Raw genomic sequence first — 17,537 nt, 5'->3', positions numbered from 1 at the left:
CTTGTTAAATGGACTAATTATTAACTAAATGGAATGCCTCCAACAACACTATAACAAAGGATGTATGTCATCCTATTTGAGACTAACTACGCAAAAAGTGTTTTTTTATGATCAGATTGATTTCAAAAGACAACTTCATTTTATAAACAGACCAAAGATAAATCAGGGAGATTAAAACGGACTTTATAAAGATATTCACCACTGGATGCCATGAAAAATCCCAAAAGTAAAAAACTCCTATGATGGTGGCTATAAGGAATAAAGTATTCCATGTTTTAGAGGTCCACGGGTGTATTTTTAATTTAATATATACGTAATACGCTTTCGCGAAAGCGTAACACAAATAAGCCACACTAGTAGCTATTGCAGCACCTGTGATACCAAATTCGGGAATAAGCCACCAATTGAGACCTATAGCTACAAGAGTTAACAAGAGGCCCATCCACAAAGTGACTTTATATAGGTCACTGTTGTAAAGAATAGCATTATTGCTACCCAATAAATTTTCTGAAAATTTGGTTAACGCAATTAGGAATACCACAGGAATTGCAATACGTGTTTCTGGGGGCATCATCGCGTAGAATTCCTTGAGATTACAAAAGATAATCACCAATAAAAACCCGGCGACCACACTTAAATTAAGAGAGCTTCGTTTATACAATTGCGCTACGTCTCCCATCTCGTTTCTATTAAAATGACCAGCTGTAAGTGGATGTGTTATTTGAGCCATTCCTCTTGCAGGAACTGCGATCACTGTAGCAATAAAAACAGCAATACCATAGTATCCTATTTGATCAATAGCCACGTACTGATTGAGCATAAATTTATCAAGATCGATTAAAGCCGTAGAAATAGAACCCGCTATAATCATATAAATACTATAGTTGATAATCTTTGAAGAATTCATCAACTTCTGAAATCTAAACACAGGGAGGTAGGTTTGGAAAGCTATAATATTCATGAACAGCGCCCGTAGTGCGTAAATAATAATCAAGCTGTAAATGAACTCTGTTTGATCAATCCATCCCATGGCAAGCATCATTAAAGTAACCATAGCACCAGCTCTATAAAAAACTTCCTTTAGAAAGTTACCGCCTATGGTTTTCATGTGAACTTTTACCCAAGCATAGAAGATCTCAAAATAAGCTTGAAAAATAGCTATCAAAGGAATACACCATAAAAAAGCACCTGTGATTTCATTTTTATCAGAAATATAAGAAGCGATGGTGTCCTGAGCTAGATAAATGATTCCAATTACTGGAATGATGATACATAGAGGCCACAACAACATTTGAGTTAAAAAGCCATCACGCTCCTCCTTAGTGGTATAACTCGAATAATATTTTACGATGGTATTGTGAATACCAAAGGACATCAACGGAAAGAAAAGAAATGAGGTAGAGAGTATATAGTTCCACAAACCGTAATAATCATCGGAGAGGTAAACTTGGGCAAGAATCAATACGTTAAGTGCTCCTAGCACAAAACCCAACCCAGTAATTACCAAGTTCCAAATGGATTGTTTGATGACTACTCCCATACAAATTCTATGGTTTTAGAAAGAATTTGAGTAAGGTGAGCACGTCGATACCGGTCTATTTGATCATTGAAATTACTATCATTTTGACCTTTGGTATAAAGGTCATAGAGATGACTGATATACTTTTTTAAGGCTTCCTTTTGTTGGTAATTAAAGAACTCTCCAGAATGCGTGTCGGTAAGCAATAATTCTATAGCTGCTTCTTTAGGGCCTACCGCTATAATAGGACGACGACTTGCAAAATATTCAAAGATCTTACCTGGTATAATAGCTCTAGTTTCTTCGGTATCTATTTCTATAAGCAATAAAGCTTGTGCATGAAACATCCACTCCACAGATTCATCATGTGTTACATAACCTTTATGGTCCAGATACTTGTCTAATTCATATTCCACTATACTTTTTAAGATTTCCTCACTGACATTACCAGCCAGTTGTAATTTAAAATCGGCTGAAAAATCTTGAGATTCTAGACAAAGTTCTTGTAAAGATTTCCACAGTAATTGTGGATTGCGATCTGATAATAAAGTTCCTATATGTGCGAGAACAAACTTGCCATCTGGCTGTTTTCTTTGCAGATTAGGCGGCATGTCGTATCCATTAGTAATCAACTGTATAGGCGTTGTTGTTTTTGATTTAAATTCTTTTCCAGTATGTGGACTGGTAACTATAAGCAAATCTGCAGTGTGGAGTACTTCTTGCTCTAATGCTAAGTGTCTTTTTTGAGCGCGTTTGCCTAGCTTTAAGTTTTTATGATACCCTATTGTCGTCCAAGGGTCACGAAAGTCGGCCAGCCATTTGATAGATGGGACGAGGCTTTTCAATTCCCTGCCTATTAAATGAACAGAGTGTGGTGGACCTGTTGTGATAACCGTGCATTCCCTATTTTCTGAAAGATATGGCTCTACTGCTTTTAAAACAGGTTGCTTCCATCCTACTCGAGCGTCTGGAATGAAAAAATTACCGCGCAACCAGACCATCGCGCGTTCTAGAAAACTGGCCTTTTTATTTAAAATTCCACGTTGTAGGTTTTTGGTACGCTTTCGCGAAAGCTTACCAGCCATCCTGCTAGGTTCCTTAATTCTTACTTTAATCAGTGTAATATCTTCTGGAATATCTTCCATCAAGCTTTTATCCAACACTGGATAATCAGGATTTTCAGGCACGACTACCGTTACCTTATAACCATTTCTAGGAAGGTATTTTGCAAATTTCAACCAGCGCTGTACACCTGGCCCACCTGCTGGCGGCCAATAATAACTAATGATCAATACTGGCTTTTTCAAAGGCTAAACTTTCTTTTTGTAAACTAAAAATAAACCGCCTAAAACAATTAACAACAATAATATATTGCTGATCAACATAATAGTAGATCCGGTTTTTACAACTTCTGGGACAAACTTAAAAACGATTTCATGTTGTCCTGCGGGAACTTTCAATCCTCTCAATGCATAATTAACACGTGCAATAGGAACTTCACTACCGTCTATAGTAGCCTTCCATCCATACGGATAATACATCTCAGAAAACACAGCCAATCCTTCTTTGCTATTGTTACTGGTATAAGTCAATTCCTCTGTTTTGTAATCCTTAAGCGTTATGGTCGCTGTAGAATCTTTACCTATACTCTTTAAACTTATCAATTCCTTTTGATCTTTGGTCATAACAGCAAGAGAATCTGCATGGAGCTCTTTTAAAGCAAGAATTTCCTTGTTCTGATCTTCTACCGTTTTGACCTCACTTACAAACCAAGCATTACCTAATTCAATTGGGTTTTGTTGAGCAACGGTTCCGTTTTGATTTTGACCCAAGATATATTTGGTATTGAACATCCCTAGTATTTCTAATTGTTCTCCAGTAATTCCTTGCTCTTCTACAAAATAGAAGTTCATTAAATCTTGGAACCTACGTGGCTTTGCTCCGTGATATCCACCCATGGCTTTATGAAAATAGGCTGCTCTACCGCTTTTTAATGGATCTGCTAATTGATCATAGACTCTAAAATGCCCTTTGTCTTGAAGTACCACTTCATCTGCTGGAGTTTTATCAAATACAAAAGCATATGCTCTAGCACTGACATAATCTTCTGAATTGACATAATTCAAATCAAAACTTACCAAGTCGAAAAGAATAACGGCACCGCATACAATTAATACAGCCGTCTCTTTAATTTTATCACTTAATAATAAATACAAGGCGCCACAAATCAATCCTACATATAACAATGCTTTAAACGCATCGGTTTGAATCATTGCAAAACGATCAGCTTGTAGTGCTTTTACATACCTAGCACCTAACTGTGGAAAGTCTAATAGGTATTCATCATAAGGTCCGGTAAGCGTAAAGATATAAGAACCTAAAAAGGCTATAAGAAGCAACAAACCGCCAAAACCTGCTCCAGCATATAATAGAGCTTTGCGTTTTTTCTCTATTGCTGTTTTGTCATTAAAGAAATGCCACAAACCTATTGCTGCGAGCACCGGCACGCACAATTCAATGATTACCTGAATGGAAGTTACCGCTCTAAACTTGTTGTAAAATGGCACATAGTCTATAAAGAATTCTGTAAGCCAACTTAAATTCTTACCATAAGAAAGTAGTAATGTGAGTACAATTGCTGTAAGAGTCCACCATTTTAACCTCCCTTTGATTAAGAATAGAGATAATAAAGCTAAAAACACAACACTTACTCCTAGATAAGCAGGTGCTTCTACAATGGCTTGATCACCCCAATATTTACGTTGACTTAATGAAACCAACTGATTGAGGTAACTCATCTCTTCTTCATTTAATGTAGAAGGGTCTATTCTAGAGAGTTGTTCACGGCTTTGGCTATTTTCATCATAAACTTCTCCACTTCCTCCACCGGCAAAACGCGGTAAAAAAAGATTCATGCTTTCTGATAGTCCATAACTGTAATCAGTGATATAATCGTAGTCTAAGCCGCTTGTTTTTGTCACGCTTTCGCCTTGAGCGTTTACCGTCAAGTTATTTACACCACGCGTACTTTCCTTTGAATATTCACTAGTGGCTAGGAGATTAGCAGCGTTAGTTCCTAAAGCGAGAACCACAGCAGCAATCATAATTCCAATAGATTTAAAATAATGCGGAATCAAATTCTTTTTAATGGCATCTAGGAAATAGGCAATTCCTAAAATCACTACCGCTAGTAATAAATAATAAGTCATCTGAGGATGATTTGCCTGCAATTCTAATGACATGGCTATTGCCGTCACCACAAAACCAAGTAAGTAACGTTTTTGAAAAACGAGAATTAGACCGCTTAGTACCAAGGGAAAATAAGCAATAGCATGTGCTTTTGAATTATGCCCAGCTCCAATAATGATGATGAGATAGGTAGAAAAACCAAATGCTAGTGCACCGAGTAAACCTATCTTCCAGTCTACTTTCATGACCAACATGAGTACGTAAAAACAAGCAAAGTAAAGAAATAGATAATCTGCTGGACGAGGTAAAAATCTCAATGCGCGATCGAGACTGTCTATAAAATCATAATCATATCGCGCTCCCAACTGATAAGTAGGCATACCCCCGAAAACGGCATCTGTCCAATACAGCTCTTCCCCAGTCTCAGCTCTATGGTCAATAAGCTGCCTAGCGTTACCTTTATATTGAACGATATCACTTTGGTACAATTTTTTACCACTTAAAACTGGATGGAAATAAGCAAGTGCTGCGATGATAAAAACGACAAATACTGCTAAATGCGGTACTAATTTCTTGAAATCAAAATTCATGAAAATCTTAAATAAATGAAAGAGGGAAATTAATCAATTTCCTCAAAGTCGATGTACTCACCTACCTTTTTCTTTTCATTTGATTTCAACGGTGCCGAAGATTTGGCACTGGTTGATTGCCCTCTGCCTCCATTTTGGAAAGGACTTTGTCCTTCTTGAAAGCCAGCTCGTTTTTCAAAACTCTTTTGAACACGTTGTAAGGCTTTCATTCCTAACCACTTGATAAAGGTCTTTCCAAATGCTTTCCATAATAATCTTGTACCTACAAGCACAAGTAAAATGATTAATAATGTTTGTAAAAATTCCAATTTATAAAGTTTTGTGTAAAAATAATAAGTGTAACCTACGTTACTCTATAAGAAATATTAAATTTGAACTAGAATAAAGAGATATGAACTACTCCATTCAAGGTATAAGACTGTTTTTGTTGCTGTTTGTTACCATTCAAATTGCGCAGGCACAATATACAGAAACTATCAACACTAATAATCCCGGAAGATCTCAAGGTGCTTTTGCCGTAGGGAAAGGAGTGGCACAAATAGAAGGGTCGCTTTTTTATCGTGCCGAGGAGCATCTTCTGCAAAGATATGAGCGCGATTACTTAGGTACTAGTTTCCAACTGCGTTACGGTGCTATTACTGAAAAATTAGAATTTTCCATTTTTGGCACCTACAACAGTATCAATCAAACGGATTTTAACGGTACCGTATCTACTGATACCTCCTTTTCTAATTTTTCAAGATTTACAGTAGGTGGCAAGTATCTGGTCTTTGATCCTTATCAGTTTTTTGGCGAGAAAAAGGTGAACTTATTAAGTTGGAAAGCAAATAACAGGTTGGACTGGAGAGACCTTATTCCTGCTGTATCTGTTTATGCGGGTGCTAATTTTGATTTTAGCGAGAACAATTTACTAACACCACCAGACGATGCCTCTATATCTCCTCGATTGGAGTTAATAACTCAAAACAACTGGGGACGCTGGGTGTTTGTGACCAACTTTGTCGCAGATCGTATAGCTACTGATTTTCCCTCTTATCAATGGTTATTAACCATGACACATAGTTTGAATAATAAATGGGCGATATTTGCAGAGTATCAAGGACTAAAATCTGATTTTTATAGTGATGATTTAGGTCGCGGTGGTGTGACTTATTTGGTTACAAAAGATTGGCAGGTAGATACGAGTATTACTTTAAATTTTAAAGATACCCCCACCGTCTTTCAAGTAAATGTAGGAATGTCGTACCGATTAGATTTTCATAAAGATACTCCTATACAGCAGACAAGTGACCCAGAAGCTGATGGTAAAAAAGAAAAAAAGAAAAAAAAGAAAAATAAACTCAATCTTGAAGGAGAAGGAGGCGGCATATAACATATGATTGAAGTACGTAAAATTGAGTCCAAAAAGGACATCAAAAAATTTGTCCAGTTTCAAATGGACCTTTACAAAGACAATAAGTTCTTTGTACCACCTATCATTAAAGATGAACTGGCGGTATTTGATCCAAATAAAAATCAGGTCTTCAAAAATGCAGATTGCTGGATGTTTCTTGCTTACAAGGGAAATCAGATAGTAGGACGTGTCGCAGCATTGATCAATCATATTGAAATTAAAGACCAGAAAAAACCTAAAATGCGTTTTGGCTGGCTGGATATGATTGATGATATAGAGGTGACCAGAGCATTACTCGCTGAAGTTCAAAATGTAGGAAAAAAACAACATTTAGAGTTCATGGAAGGACCTGTGGGCTTTTCTAATATGGATAAAGCGGGACTACTCATAAAAGGCTTTGATGAAGTGAGTACGATGATCACTTGGTACAATTACCCGTATTACATGGAACATCTAGAACAGTTAGGTTATGTAAAAGCTGCAGAATGGGTTGAATTCAAATTTCAACCACCAAATCCTATTCCTGATAAAATCAATAGGTTTGCAGATATTATCTCCAAGCGCTATACGTTGAGAACGCTTCAATTTACCTCTACAAAGGAAATCCTGCCTTATGTAGATGCTATGTTTGATTTATTAAACAAAACATACAGCAATCTAGTTACTTATGTACCTATACAACAATATCAAATAGAACTATACAAGGAAAAATATCTTCCATTTATCAATCCTGACTTTATTGAATTGGTGGTAGACCAAGAAAATAAGCTAGTGGGTTTTGCGATTACGATGCCTTCCTTTTCTAAAGCTTTACAAAAAGCGAATGGAAAGTTATTTCCTTTTGGCTTTCTACACCTATTAAAAGCAAAGAAAAAAAACAACGAGGCGGCCTTTTATTTGATAGGTATCGACCCTGAATATCAAGGTAAAGGGGTTACTGCAATGATGTTTAGAAACATCATCGTCAATTTCATGAATTATGGAATTACTAAGTGTGAAACAAATCCTGAACTAGAAGATAACCTAGCGGTACAAGCATCCTGGAAAAACTACGACCCTACCTTGCACAAAAGAAGGAGAACCTATCGTAAGGATATTTAATCAAGCTTTAAAATCGACTAAAAACGGAGATGTAGACAGGAAACAAAGAACGTCTAAATCCTTATCTTTGCAAACTTTAAAACACACCTTATAATGTTTAACAAAAACATCAAATTGGTCATTACTGCTTTAATTGTAGCCTATGCCATATATCAATTTACTAAAAACGAGATTCTTACGGGAATTTTCTTAATTCTCTTTTCTGGAATATTCATTTTTCTTTATTTCAAAAATGAAATGATCTTACTTGCTTTTCTACGATTGAGAAAACAAGATTTTCCTGGGGCCAAAAAGTGGCTGGACAAAATCTCTCATCCAGAAAGCGCTCTAGTTAAGAAACAACAAGGCTATTACAACTACTTACACGGTTTGATGATCTCACAGGAAAACATGACCAAGGCAGAAAAGTACTTTAAGAAAGCGCTCTCTTTGGGACTAAGCATGGATCAAGACATTGCGGTAACAAAGCTCAACCTCGCAGGTATTTCTATGATGAAAAGACGCAAACGTGAAGCTACTATGCTGTTGAGCGAAGCTAAAAAATTAGACAAACACGGCATGCTAAAAGATCAGATCAAAATGATGAAAGATCAAATGAAAAAAATCTAGTTTTTCAGAAACACAAGATTTTATTTCACAATATGAATTTATAACAAAGCCCCTTCTCGCGATGGGGCTTTGTTATACCGTATATAATGCTATTTAAAACTCAAACACCTTTCCATCCAGCGCCAGTTCTGTATTATCAAAAATCTCTTTTGCTTCTGTTCTAAACAATTCATAATCCCCGTAGCGAGAAGAATAATGTCCTAGTATAAGCGTACCTACTTTAGCTTTCAAAGCTACAGTAGCGGCTTGGGCTGCAGTGCTGTGTTTGGTTTTTTCACAAAGGTGCTCGTGTGATTTTAAAAAGGTACTTTCATGATACAATGCGGTCACACCAGTAATTTGCGGTATCATATCTTTTTTATAGACCGTATCACTGCAAAAAGCATAACTCTTAGGGGAACCGCCATCCATTGTCAAATCATCATTAGGAATTACCTCGCCATTATCAAGTGCAAAGTCATGACCTTGTTTGATTTTACGATAATAAGCATGATCGATTCCATATTCTTCACAAGCGACTATATCTAAGCGTTGGTCGCCAGGCTTTTCTTGAAATAGAAAACCGTGTGTAAAAACTCGATGCTCTAATGGAATAGTTGTTACCGTTAAAGAATCGTCCTCTAGTAAGAGTTGTGGGATGTTTTCTACGCTTTCGCGAAAGCGTAAGTCATAAGATGTATATACCTTAGCTAATTTTAATTGCAACAAAATCAATTCTTTGATCCCCTTAGGTCCATAGATGGTCAACTCAGACTCCCGACTTAACAGGCAAAAAGTAGAGATCAAGCCTATCAATCCATAAACATGGTCACCATGAAGGTGTGAGATAAAAATATGCTTGATGCGAGAAAACTTGATGCGGTTTTTACGCAATGCCATTTGGGTTCCTTCTCCACAATCAATGAGAAAGAGATGTCCTTTCATTTCTAATATCTGGGCTGTTGGACGAGCGTTATCTCGCGGTGTGGCACTATGGCAACCAAGTATGGTTAGTTTCAAATGAAATTGTTTTTGGACTATAAAAGTAGTGCTTTAGTCACAGTATTCAGTTACAGTTTTCAGTTGCTCTGTGGAAATTTATAGTTTGCGATAGTTCTAAGCGATACCGCTATGCAGCGGCATGACGTCCAGTTAAAATCCTAAGTCGCGTTCTATTTCTTCCATCCCTATCACATCCTGTGCCTCTTGTATGGTCGGTACAATTAATAATTCATCAGGAATCTCATCCATAGATAATGCCGTGTTGACCATTACAAAAGACTGCTTTGTAGCTCTGTGTTTGTTACTCAACTCTAGAAAGGAAATCAAATCCATTAAAGTAACTTTATCATACTTCAACAAGTCTATGATAAGATTTTTTCCTTTAAACTGATCGTATATACGATCTAAAAATGAGGCAAAATCTTTAATAGCATCTCGCTCGTCTTGTAAAAGTGTGTAGTTATCGTATTCTTTACTAATCATTTCTTCTAATTTTTGCAGCAACCAGGTACAGGACTGCCATTCTAATTGCAACGCCATTTTCTACCTGGTTCAAGATGATCGCCTGATCAGAATCTGCTACGTCGCTTGTAATTTCTACTCCTCTATTAATAGGCCCTGGATGCATAATAACAATATCTTTTTTTAGACTATCGAGTAATTCTCTATTCACACCATATTGCTGTACGTATTCTCTAACGCTTGGGAAATAAGAAATATCCATACGTTCATTCTGCACACGCAGCATATTTGCCACATCGCACCATTCCAGTGCTTTTTTAAGATTCAGCTCTACTTTTACACCTAGGGATTCTATATGCTTAGGTAATAAAGTGGCAGGGCCACAAACCATTACTTCGGCTCCTAATTTTTTTAAACAGTAGATATTAGAAAGCGCCACACGGCTGTGTAAAATATCACCTACGATGACCACTTTTTTACCTTGAAGACTTCCTAGCTTTTCTCTGATAGAATAACTGTCTAATAAGGCTTGTGTGGGATGCTCATGAGCACCATCACCAGCGTTAACTATTCGCGCGTCTACATGTTTAGATAAAAACACTCCGGCTCCAGGATTAGGATGTCGCATCACTACGATATCCACTTTCATGGCAAGAATATTATTTACCGTATCTACCAGCGTCTCCCCTTTCTTTACAGAACTTTGAGCAGCGCTAAAATTAATAACATCTGCACTGAGGCGTTTTTCTGCCAGTTCAAAAGAGAGTTTTGTTCTAGTAGAATTCTCAAAGAAGAGGTTTGCAATCGTGATATCCCTTAAGGAAGGTACTTTTTTAATAGGTCTATTGATGACTTCTTTAAACTGGTCTGCAGTTTTATGAATCAGGTTAATGTCTGCTAGGCTGAGGTATTTGATACCTAATAAATTATCGACACTTAATTCACTCATTAGTCTTCATTTTTTATCAAGTAAACGGCATCTTCTCCTCCGTTTTCTTTCCAGAGTACTTTTACTTTTTGATTATTAATCGCATCTACTTGACGTCCGTTATAATCTGGCTGTATGGGCAAGTGTCTGGAAAATCTTCTGTCAATAAGTGTGAGCAACTCTATAGTATTTGGTCTACCGAAAGATTGCAGTGCCGTGAGTGCTGCTCGTATACTTCTTCCAGTATACAACACATCGTCTACGATAACTACTTTTTTATTTTCTACTAAGAAGTTAATTTCGGTAGAGTTTGCTTTAAGTGGCTCATCACTCCTTCTAAAGTCATCCCTATAAAAGGTAATATCTAGTAATCCCGTTTTTAGATCCTTGATCTTATAGTTGGTCGTTAAGATCTCTGCTAGTCGATTTAATAAAAAACCTCCTCTAGGTTGCAGACCAACTAGTGCCGTGTTTTCAAATGTATCGTGATTTTCAATTAATTGGCAAGCTAGCCTATGAAGTATAATATCCAGAGCTGCGGCGTCGAGAAGTAATTTTTGACTCATGAAACCAATTTAATTTCAAAAATGTAATGGTAACATCACCATTCCTTAAAGCAAAGATAAGTATTTTGGTCTGTGATTAAAGTTTGAATTTTAATTAATGAAATTAAAAAATGATTTTAGAACCTTAATGGTTTTGTTGCTTGCTGTAACCAGGCTTTAATTTTTAAATTTAGGCAGCAATGCTGCTGCCTACTTCATCCTTGTTAAGGATAAAAAGATTGGTTACCGATCATCTCTTTTAGTTAACTATACTCAGCTTCTTGATTTGACTATGGAATAGGTACCTAACACCTGTAGATATAGATCCAGTTAATAATTGATGCTACCTTAAAGTTGAGGCATAAAAAAATCCCTTATCGGCAACCGATAAGGGATTTTGAGTTAAAAGAAAAGCGATCTTACTTTCCTTCCATTCTATCTTTAAGAGCTTGAAGCTTAGAGTTAGCATCACCTATAGTAGGCTTAGCATCTTCTTGAGCTTTAGCAGCTGCTTGTTGTACATTCTTAGCTTCCTCTTCTTTATGAAGAATCATGTGAGAACCTACGACACGCTTAAATTCTTTATTAAATTCAATGATCTGGATTTGCGCCTTCTCACCTTTCTTCAATTTAGAACCATCTTCTTTTTCTAAGTGACGAGTTGGAATGAACACAGAGATATCTTCATTAAAATTCACTACAGCACCTTTGTCTACAGTTTCAGTAATTTCAATATCGTGAGTTGTTCCTACACCAAATTCACCTTCGTATTTATCCCATGGGTTAGGCATTGTCTGCTTGTGTCCAAGTGATAATTTACGTCCTTCTACGTCTAGTTCAAGAACCACTACTTCTAGTGTATCTCCTACTGCACAGAATTCTGATGGATGCTTCACTTTCTTAGTCCATGAAAGGTCAGAGATGTAAATTAATCCATCTACTCCTTCTTCAAGTTCTAAAAATACACCGAAGTTTGTAAAGTTTCTTACCGTTCCAGAGTGACGTGAACTAACAGGGTACTTAGTAGTAATGTCTGTCCATGGATCTGGGTGAAGTTGCTTCATACCTAGAGACATCTTGCGATCTTCTCTATCTATTGTAAGTACCTCAGCATCGATAATATCTCCTACTTTTACAAAGTCACCAGCACTTCTTAAGTGCGTAGACCATGACATTTCAGATACGTGAACAAGTCCTTCAACTCCTTCTTCTACCTCTACAAATGCACCGTAATCTGCGATTACAACTACTTTACCTTTTACCTTGTCTCCTGGCTTGATCTTGTCAGATAGTGCTTCCCATGGGTGCGCCTCTAGCTGCTTAAGACCTAACTGTATACGGGACTTATCTTCATCAAAGTCAAGAATTACAACGTTAAGTGTTTGATCTAGTTCTACAATCTCGTTAGGGTGATTGATACGTGACCAAGAAAGGTCAGTAATGTGCACCAATCCATCAACACCACCTAAATCAACAAATACACCGTATGAAGTAATGTTTTTAACAACACCTTCTAGTACTTGTCCTTTTTCTAGACGAGAGATGATTTCTTTCTTCTGCTCTTCGATATCTGCCTCGATAAGCGCTTTGTGAGATACTACAACGTTTTTAAATTCGTGGTTGATTTTCACCACCTTGAATTCCATTGTTTTATCAACATACTGGTCATAGTCACGTATAGGTTTCACATCAATTTGTGAACCTGGTAAAAATGCTTCGATACCGAATACATCTACGATCATACCACCTTTAGTACGACATTTCACATAACCATTTACGATCTCGCCAGTGTCGTGTGCGTTATTAACGCGTTCCCAAGCCTTGATAAGACGTGCCTTACGGTGAGAAAGGATCAATTGTCCTGTCGCATCTTCACGTATATCTACAAGAACCTCTACCTTATCACCTTCTTTCAGGTTCTGGTTGTAACGGAATTCATTAAGAGAAATAACACCTTCAGACTTTGCATTGATATCAATGATAGCATCGCGATCAGTAATTTTGATCACGGTACCTTCAATAACGTCAGTATCTATAGTGTCAACAAAGTTGTCAGATACTAATTTTTCAAATGCTTTTAACTGAGCTTCATCCACTTTTTCAATACCTTCACTGTAACGTTCCCAGTCAAAAGTGTCTAGAAATGCAGTTGGGTCTTCTTGTTGTGGAGAAGTAGGTCTTACAGTTGCTTCTTCTACTTGTTCTTGAACTTGATTATCAGTTGCACCATCTTGTGCAGCTACGAGTTCTTTTTTGTTTGTTTCTTCAGCCATAATTTGTTTGCTGATTAAAATTTGTATTCTAAAGACTTGTGGAAACTAACAGAACTGCTCTAGAAGATATTGTTATAAAGTTTTGATTCCCAACCGGATTCCTTGTTCTCGATTTGGGTTTGCAAAAATACATTCTTTTTTCATCATTACCAACACCTAACTGCATGAAAAAGCTTGTTTTTATATCGCTTTCGCGAAAGCGGAACCACCAACAACTCCCTCAACCTCTACCGCATTTCACTAAATCAAAAGACCGCTTGACTCATTACTGCTTTTTATATCTCTAACACGAGAGTAGTTTTAAATGAATTTAAAAACCAAAATCATGAAAAACTTTTTACTCTTACTCGTATTTATAGCTAGTGCAAGCTTATCGCAAGCAAAAACAATCACTGGGAAAGTAACAGATTCTAATGGTGGCTTGTTTGGTGCCGTTATTTCTGTAAAAGGAACAAATATAACTACCTCCACAGATTTTGATGGTAATTATATAATAGAAGCACAAGCGACTGACAGGCTTCTTATTCAATACTCTGGATATGATTCTCAAGAAATTTTAATTGAAAATCAAACCCTTATCAATGTGAAGCTCACTACGAGTCTGGATCAAGTAGTCGTTATAGGCTACAGAAGCTCCTCTAAAAGTAGAAGTCGTGTGGCGAGCAGCACGGTAACTACAAAAACTATAAAATCCAGACCTAACGCTAATATCGTACAAACCCTTTCTGGTCAAGTAGCTGGAATACATATACGTCATTCTAAAGGTCAACCCGGAGCAAATACTACCAACAGCTTAAGAGGTATTGGGAGCATTAATGGATCCCAACAACCGCTTATTATTGTAAATGGCTCTCCCATGTCTAGCGATGAAATGAAAAATGTTAATGTTGCTCAAATCTCTAGTGTGAACGTCTTAAAGGATGCCTCTCAAACTTCTATGTACGGAAATAAAGGAGCAAACGGTGTGATTGAGATTGAAACTAATGGTGACGTTAAGATGGAAGGAGCTGCAATAGTCATGCGTCAGATCAACCATCTTTTTGAAAATGAATCCTATAAGAACATAGAAGAAAATGAATTTGAACAAGTAGGTACTTCACCTCTATCTACCTTTTCCATTGATGTGGATAAAGCATCTTATAGCAATGTGCGCCGCATGATTAATAATGGTCAGACTGTTGAACCAGATGCGGTGAAAATTGAAGAAATGATTAATTATTTCAAATATGATTACCAACAGCCTGCTGCTGATCTTCCATTTGCTGTTCATACCAATGTCTCCAATACACCCTGGAACAAAGAAACACAGTTGGTCAAAATAGGATTACAAGGTAAAGACATCGATCGTGAAAAACTTCCTGCATCACATTTGACTTTCTTAATTGATGTTTCTGGATCTATGTCCTCAGAAAATAAACTGCCTTTACTTAAATCGGCTTTTAAGATATTGGTACAGCAATTAAGAGCAGAAGACAAAGTTTCTATAGTGGTGTATGCCGGTGCCGCTGGAATTGTTTTAGAACCAACTTCAGGAGCTGATAAGGAAACAATTATCAGAGCCTTAGACCAGCTCAACTCTGGTGGTTCTACTGCTGGCGGTGAAGGAATTGAACTGGCGTATAAAGTAGCACAAGAACATTTTATTAAAAATGGAAATAATCGTGTGATTCTAGCCACCGATGGGGATTTTAACGTTGGCGCTTCTAGTGATCGCGCTATGGAAAAATTAATCGAAGAGAAAAGAAAGAGCGGTGTGTTCTTATCGGTATTGGGAATGGGTTATGGAAATTACCAAGATTCTAAATTAGAAACACTAGCCGACAAAGGAAACGGAAACCATGCTTATATAGATAATATTCAAGAAGCTCATAAGGTTTTCGGCAAAGAATTCAATGGCAGTATGTATACCATAGCAAAAGATGTAAAACTACAAGTAGAATTCAATCCTAAGAATGTGTTGGCTTATAGACTGATCGGTTATGAGAATAGATTGCTTGCTACCGAGGATTTTGTAGACGACAACAAAGACGCTGGCGAATTAGGAATAGGTCATACCGTTACGGCTCTTTATGAAATTGTGCCAACTGGTAAAAGCAGTGAACACCTCAAAGAACTGACCGATTTAAAATATACCAACACCTCGTTTTCAAAAGACTTTAACGATGAGTTGTTTACGGTAAAGTTGCGTTATAAAAAACCAGATGGCGATAAAAGTATCGCAATGGAATTTGTACAAAGAAATAAAACGACCAAAGCCGATGACAATATGCAATTTGCAGCTGCTGTAGCATTGTTCGGAATGCAGTTGAGACATTCTAAATACACCAACTCCACAGATTTAGATGCGGTTATAAAACTGGCTAAAAAAGGAAAAGGAACAGATGAAGACGGTTATCGTGCAGAATTTATTAGACTGGTAGAGTCTTATAAGGAATATGAAACTCAAAACCTCTCCTATTCTGGATATTAAAAATTTAAAAACCTCGCAGATGAGAACCAATGATCCACTGAAAAGCCAAAAGTATGATTGTTATCTGTGAGGTTTTAATTGATCCAAGTTACTTTAGTATATTTAAGAATAATTATGAAAAATAGTATCTTCCTACCTGTTTATTTAAATTTCACGAGCATATTATAAGTTGGAGTTTACTTTAACTAAAAACGATTTCAACTACCGGTCAAACCGACGTTTTAGAAACCAACATGCCAAGTATTTGTCTTGGCATGTTTGATTGTGGATCGAGGTATTAAAATGGATCGAGAACCAAAAAGTATGATTGTTATCTGTGAGGTTTTAATTGATCCAAGTTACTTTAGTATATTTAAGAATAATCATGAAAAATAGTATCTTCCTACCTGTTTATTTAAATTTCACGAGCATATTATAAGTTGGAGTTTACTTTAACTAAAAACGATTTCAACTACCGGTCAAACCGACGTTTTAGAAACCAACATGCCAAGTATTTGTCTTGGCATGTTTGATTGTGGATCGAGGTATTAAAATGGATCGAGAACCAAAAAGTATGATTGTTATCTGTGAGGTTTTAATTGATCCAAGTTACTTTAGTATATTTAAGAATAATTATGAAAAATAGTATCTTCCTACTTGTCTATTTAAATTTCACGAGCATATTATAAGTTGGAGTTTACTTTAACTAAAAACGATTTCAACTACCGGTCAAACCGACGTTTTAGAAACCAACATGCCAAGTATTTGTCTTGGCATGTTTGATTGTGGTTCGAGGTATTAAAATGGATCGAGAACCATTTCAAGCGATTCCGTTATTCAACGGAATGACAAATGACAAGAGATTACGCTATGCAGCAAAATCCCTTCTATAAAAATGTTTGATTGTGTTTCGAGGTATTAAAATGGATCGAGAACCATTTCAAGCGATTCCGTTATTCAACGGAATGACAAATGACAAGAGATTACGCTATGCAGCAAAATCCCTTCTATAAAAATGTTTGATTGTGGATCGAGGTATTAAAATGGATCGAGAACCAAAAAGTATGATTGTTATCTGTGAGGTTTTAATTGATCCAAGTTACTTTAGTATATTTAAGAATAATTATGAAAAATAGTATCTTCCTACCTGTTTATTTAAATTTCACGAGCATATTATAAGTTGGAGTTTACTTTAACTAAAAACGATTTCAACTACCGGTCAAACCGACGTTTTAGAAACCAACATGCCAAGTATTTGTCTTGGCATGTTTGATTGTGGATCGAGGTATTAAAATAAATCGAGAACCATTCCAAGCGATTCCGTTATTCAACGGAATGACAAATGACAAGAGATTACGCTATGCAGCAAAATCCCTTCTATAAAAATGTTTGATTGTGGATCGAGGTATTGAAATGGATCGAGAACCATTCCAAGCGATTCCGTTATTCAACGGAATGACAAATGACAAGAGATTACGCTATGCAGCAAAATCCCTTC

Annotated in this window: 13 protein-coding genes; 4 read left to right on the top strand and 9 right to left on the bottom strand. The window is 36.7% G+C overall.

What is annotated here, in order from left to right; all coding sequences use genetic code 11:
• Positions 1-82: 82 nt before the first annotated feature.
• From F0365_RS12000 to F0365_RS11985, 4 genes are read right to left on the bottom strand one after another with little or no spacing between them, the layout of a single operon-like run.
• Positions 83-1,540 (bottom strand): polysaccharide biosynthesis C-terminal domain-containing protein, encoded by a 1,458-nt coding sequence (locus F0365_RS12000; protein ID WP_169933909.1) that lies wholly within the window; start codon positions 1,538-1,540, stop codon positions 83-85.
• Entirely contained in the window at positions 1,531-2,826 is a 1,296-nt protein-coding gene (locus tag F0365_RS11995) for a glycosyl transferase family 1 (RefSeq protein WP_169933908.1), read from the bottom strand. Before F0365_RS11995 ends, F0365_RS12000 begins: the two co-directional genes overlap by 10 nt.
• A 3-nt stretch (positions 2,827-2,829) precedes the next feature.
• Positions 2,830-5,298 carry a YfhO family protein gene (locus tag F0365_RS11990; protein WP_169933907.1) on the bottom strand — a complete coding sequence of 823 codons (2,469 nt, stop codon included), beginning with the start codon at positions 5,296-5,298 and terminating at the stop codon, positions 2,830-2,832.
• 29 nt (positions 5,299-5,327) lie between these two features.
• Complete coding sequence (locus F0365_RS11985; protein ID WP_169933906.1) at positions 5,328-5,606, bottom strand: DUF4834 family protein; 279 nt, start codon at positions 5,604-5,606, stop codon at positions 5,328-5,330.
• 83 nt (positions 5,607-5,689) lie between these two features.
• Between F0365_RS11985 and F0365_RS11980 the strand changes: the two genes are divergently transcribed.
• The 3 genes from F0365_RS11980 (at position 5,690) to F0365_RS11970 (ending at position 8,401) form a co-directional block, all read left to right on the top strand.
• Complete coding sequence (locus F0365_RS11980; protein ID WP_240961634.1) at positions 5,690-6,670, top strand: transporter; 981 nt, start codon at positions 5,690-5,692, stop codon at positions 6,668-6,670.
• A 3-nt stretch (positions 6,671-6,673) separates the two neighbouring features.
• Positions 6,674-7,792, top strand: a complete 1,119-nt coding sequence (locus F0365_RS11975; protein WP_169933905.1) for a GNAT family N-acetyltransferase — start codon at positions 6,674-6,676, stop codon at positions 7,790-7,792.
• Positions 7,793-7,885: 93 nt separating this feature from the next.
• Positions 7,886-8,401: a DUF2892 domain-containing protein gene (locus tag F0365_RS11970; RefSeq protein WP_169933904.1), complete on the top strand. Its 516-nt coding sequence runs from the start codon at positions 7,886-7,888 to the stop codon at positions 8,399-8,401.
• 93 nt (positions 8,402-8,494) lie between these two features.
• Here F0365_RS11970 and F0365_RS11965 read toward each other — a convergent pair whose 3' ends face one another.
• From F0365_RS11965 to rpsA, 5 genes are all read right to left on the bottom strand, one after another.
• The gene (locus F0365_RS11965; RefSeq protein WP_169933903.1) at positions 8,495-9,400 is read right to left on the bottom strand and encodes a ribonuclease Z; all 906 of its coding nucleotides are present in this window, start codon (positions 9,398-9,400) and stop codon (positions 8,495-8,497) included.
• A gap of 132 nt (positions 9,401-9,532) precedes the next feature.
• The gene (locus tag F0365_RS11960; protein ID WP_169933902.1) at positions 9,533-9,865 is read right to left on the bottom strand and encodes a ribonuclease Z; all 333 of its coding nucleotides are present in this window, start codon (positions 9,863-9,865) and stop codon (positions 9,533-9,535) included.
• Entirely contained in the window at positions 9,858-10,793 is a 936-nt protein-coding gene (locus tag F0365_RS11955; protein ID WP_169933901.1) for an aspartate carbamoyltransferase catalytic subunit, read from the bottom strand. The genes F0365_RS11960 and F0365_RS11955 overlap by 8 nt, the downstream gene beginning before the upstream one ends.
• Positions 10,793-11,338 carry a bifunctional pyr operon transcriptional regulator/uracil phosphoribosyltransferase PyrR gene (gene pyrR, locus F0365_RS11950; RefSeq protein ID WP_169933900.1) on the bottom strand — a complete coding sequence of 182 codons (546 nt, stop codon included), beginning with the start codon at positions 11,336-11,338 and terminating at the stop codon, positions 10,793-10,795. Before pyrR ends, F0365_RS11955 begins: the two co-directional genes overlap by 1 nt.
• 398 nt (positions 11,339-11,736) lie before the next feature.
• A complete protein-coding gene (gene rpsA, locus F0365_RS11945; RefSeq protein WP_169933899.1) occupies positions 11,737-13,590 on the bottom strand; it encodes a 30S ribosomal protein S1 in 1,854 nt (617 codons plus the stop codon).
• A 325-nt stretch (positions 13,591-13,915) separates the two neighbouring features.
• Here rpsA and F0365_RS11940 point away from each other — a divergent pair, with 325 nt between their 5' ends.
• Positions 13,916-16,060: a VWA domain-containing protein gene (locus F0365_RS11940; protein WP_169933898.1), complete on the top strand. Its 2,145-nt coding sequence runs from the start codon at positions 13,916-13,918 to the stop codon at positions 16,058-16,060.
• Positions 16,061-17,537: the final 1,477 nt, after the last annotated feature.

The organism is Nonlabens sp. Ci31, assembly GCF_012974865.1.
Taxonomy (GTDB): domain Bacteria; phylum Bacteroidota; class Bacteroidia; order Flavobacteriales; family Flavobacteriaceae; genus Nonlabens.
Note: the sequence above shows the minus strand (reverse complement) of the source record. Positions and strands in the feature narration are given on the sequence as shown.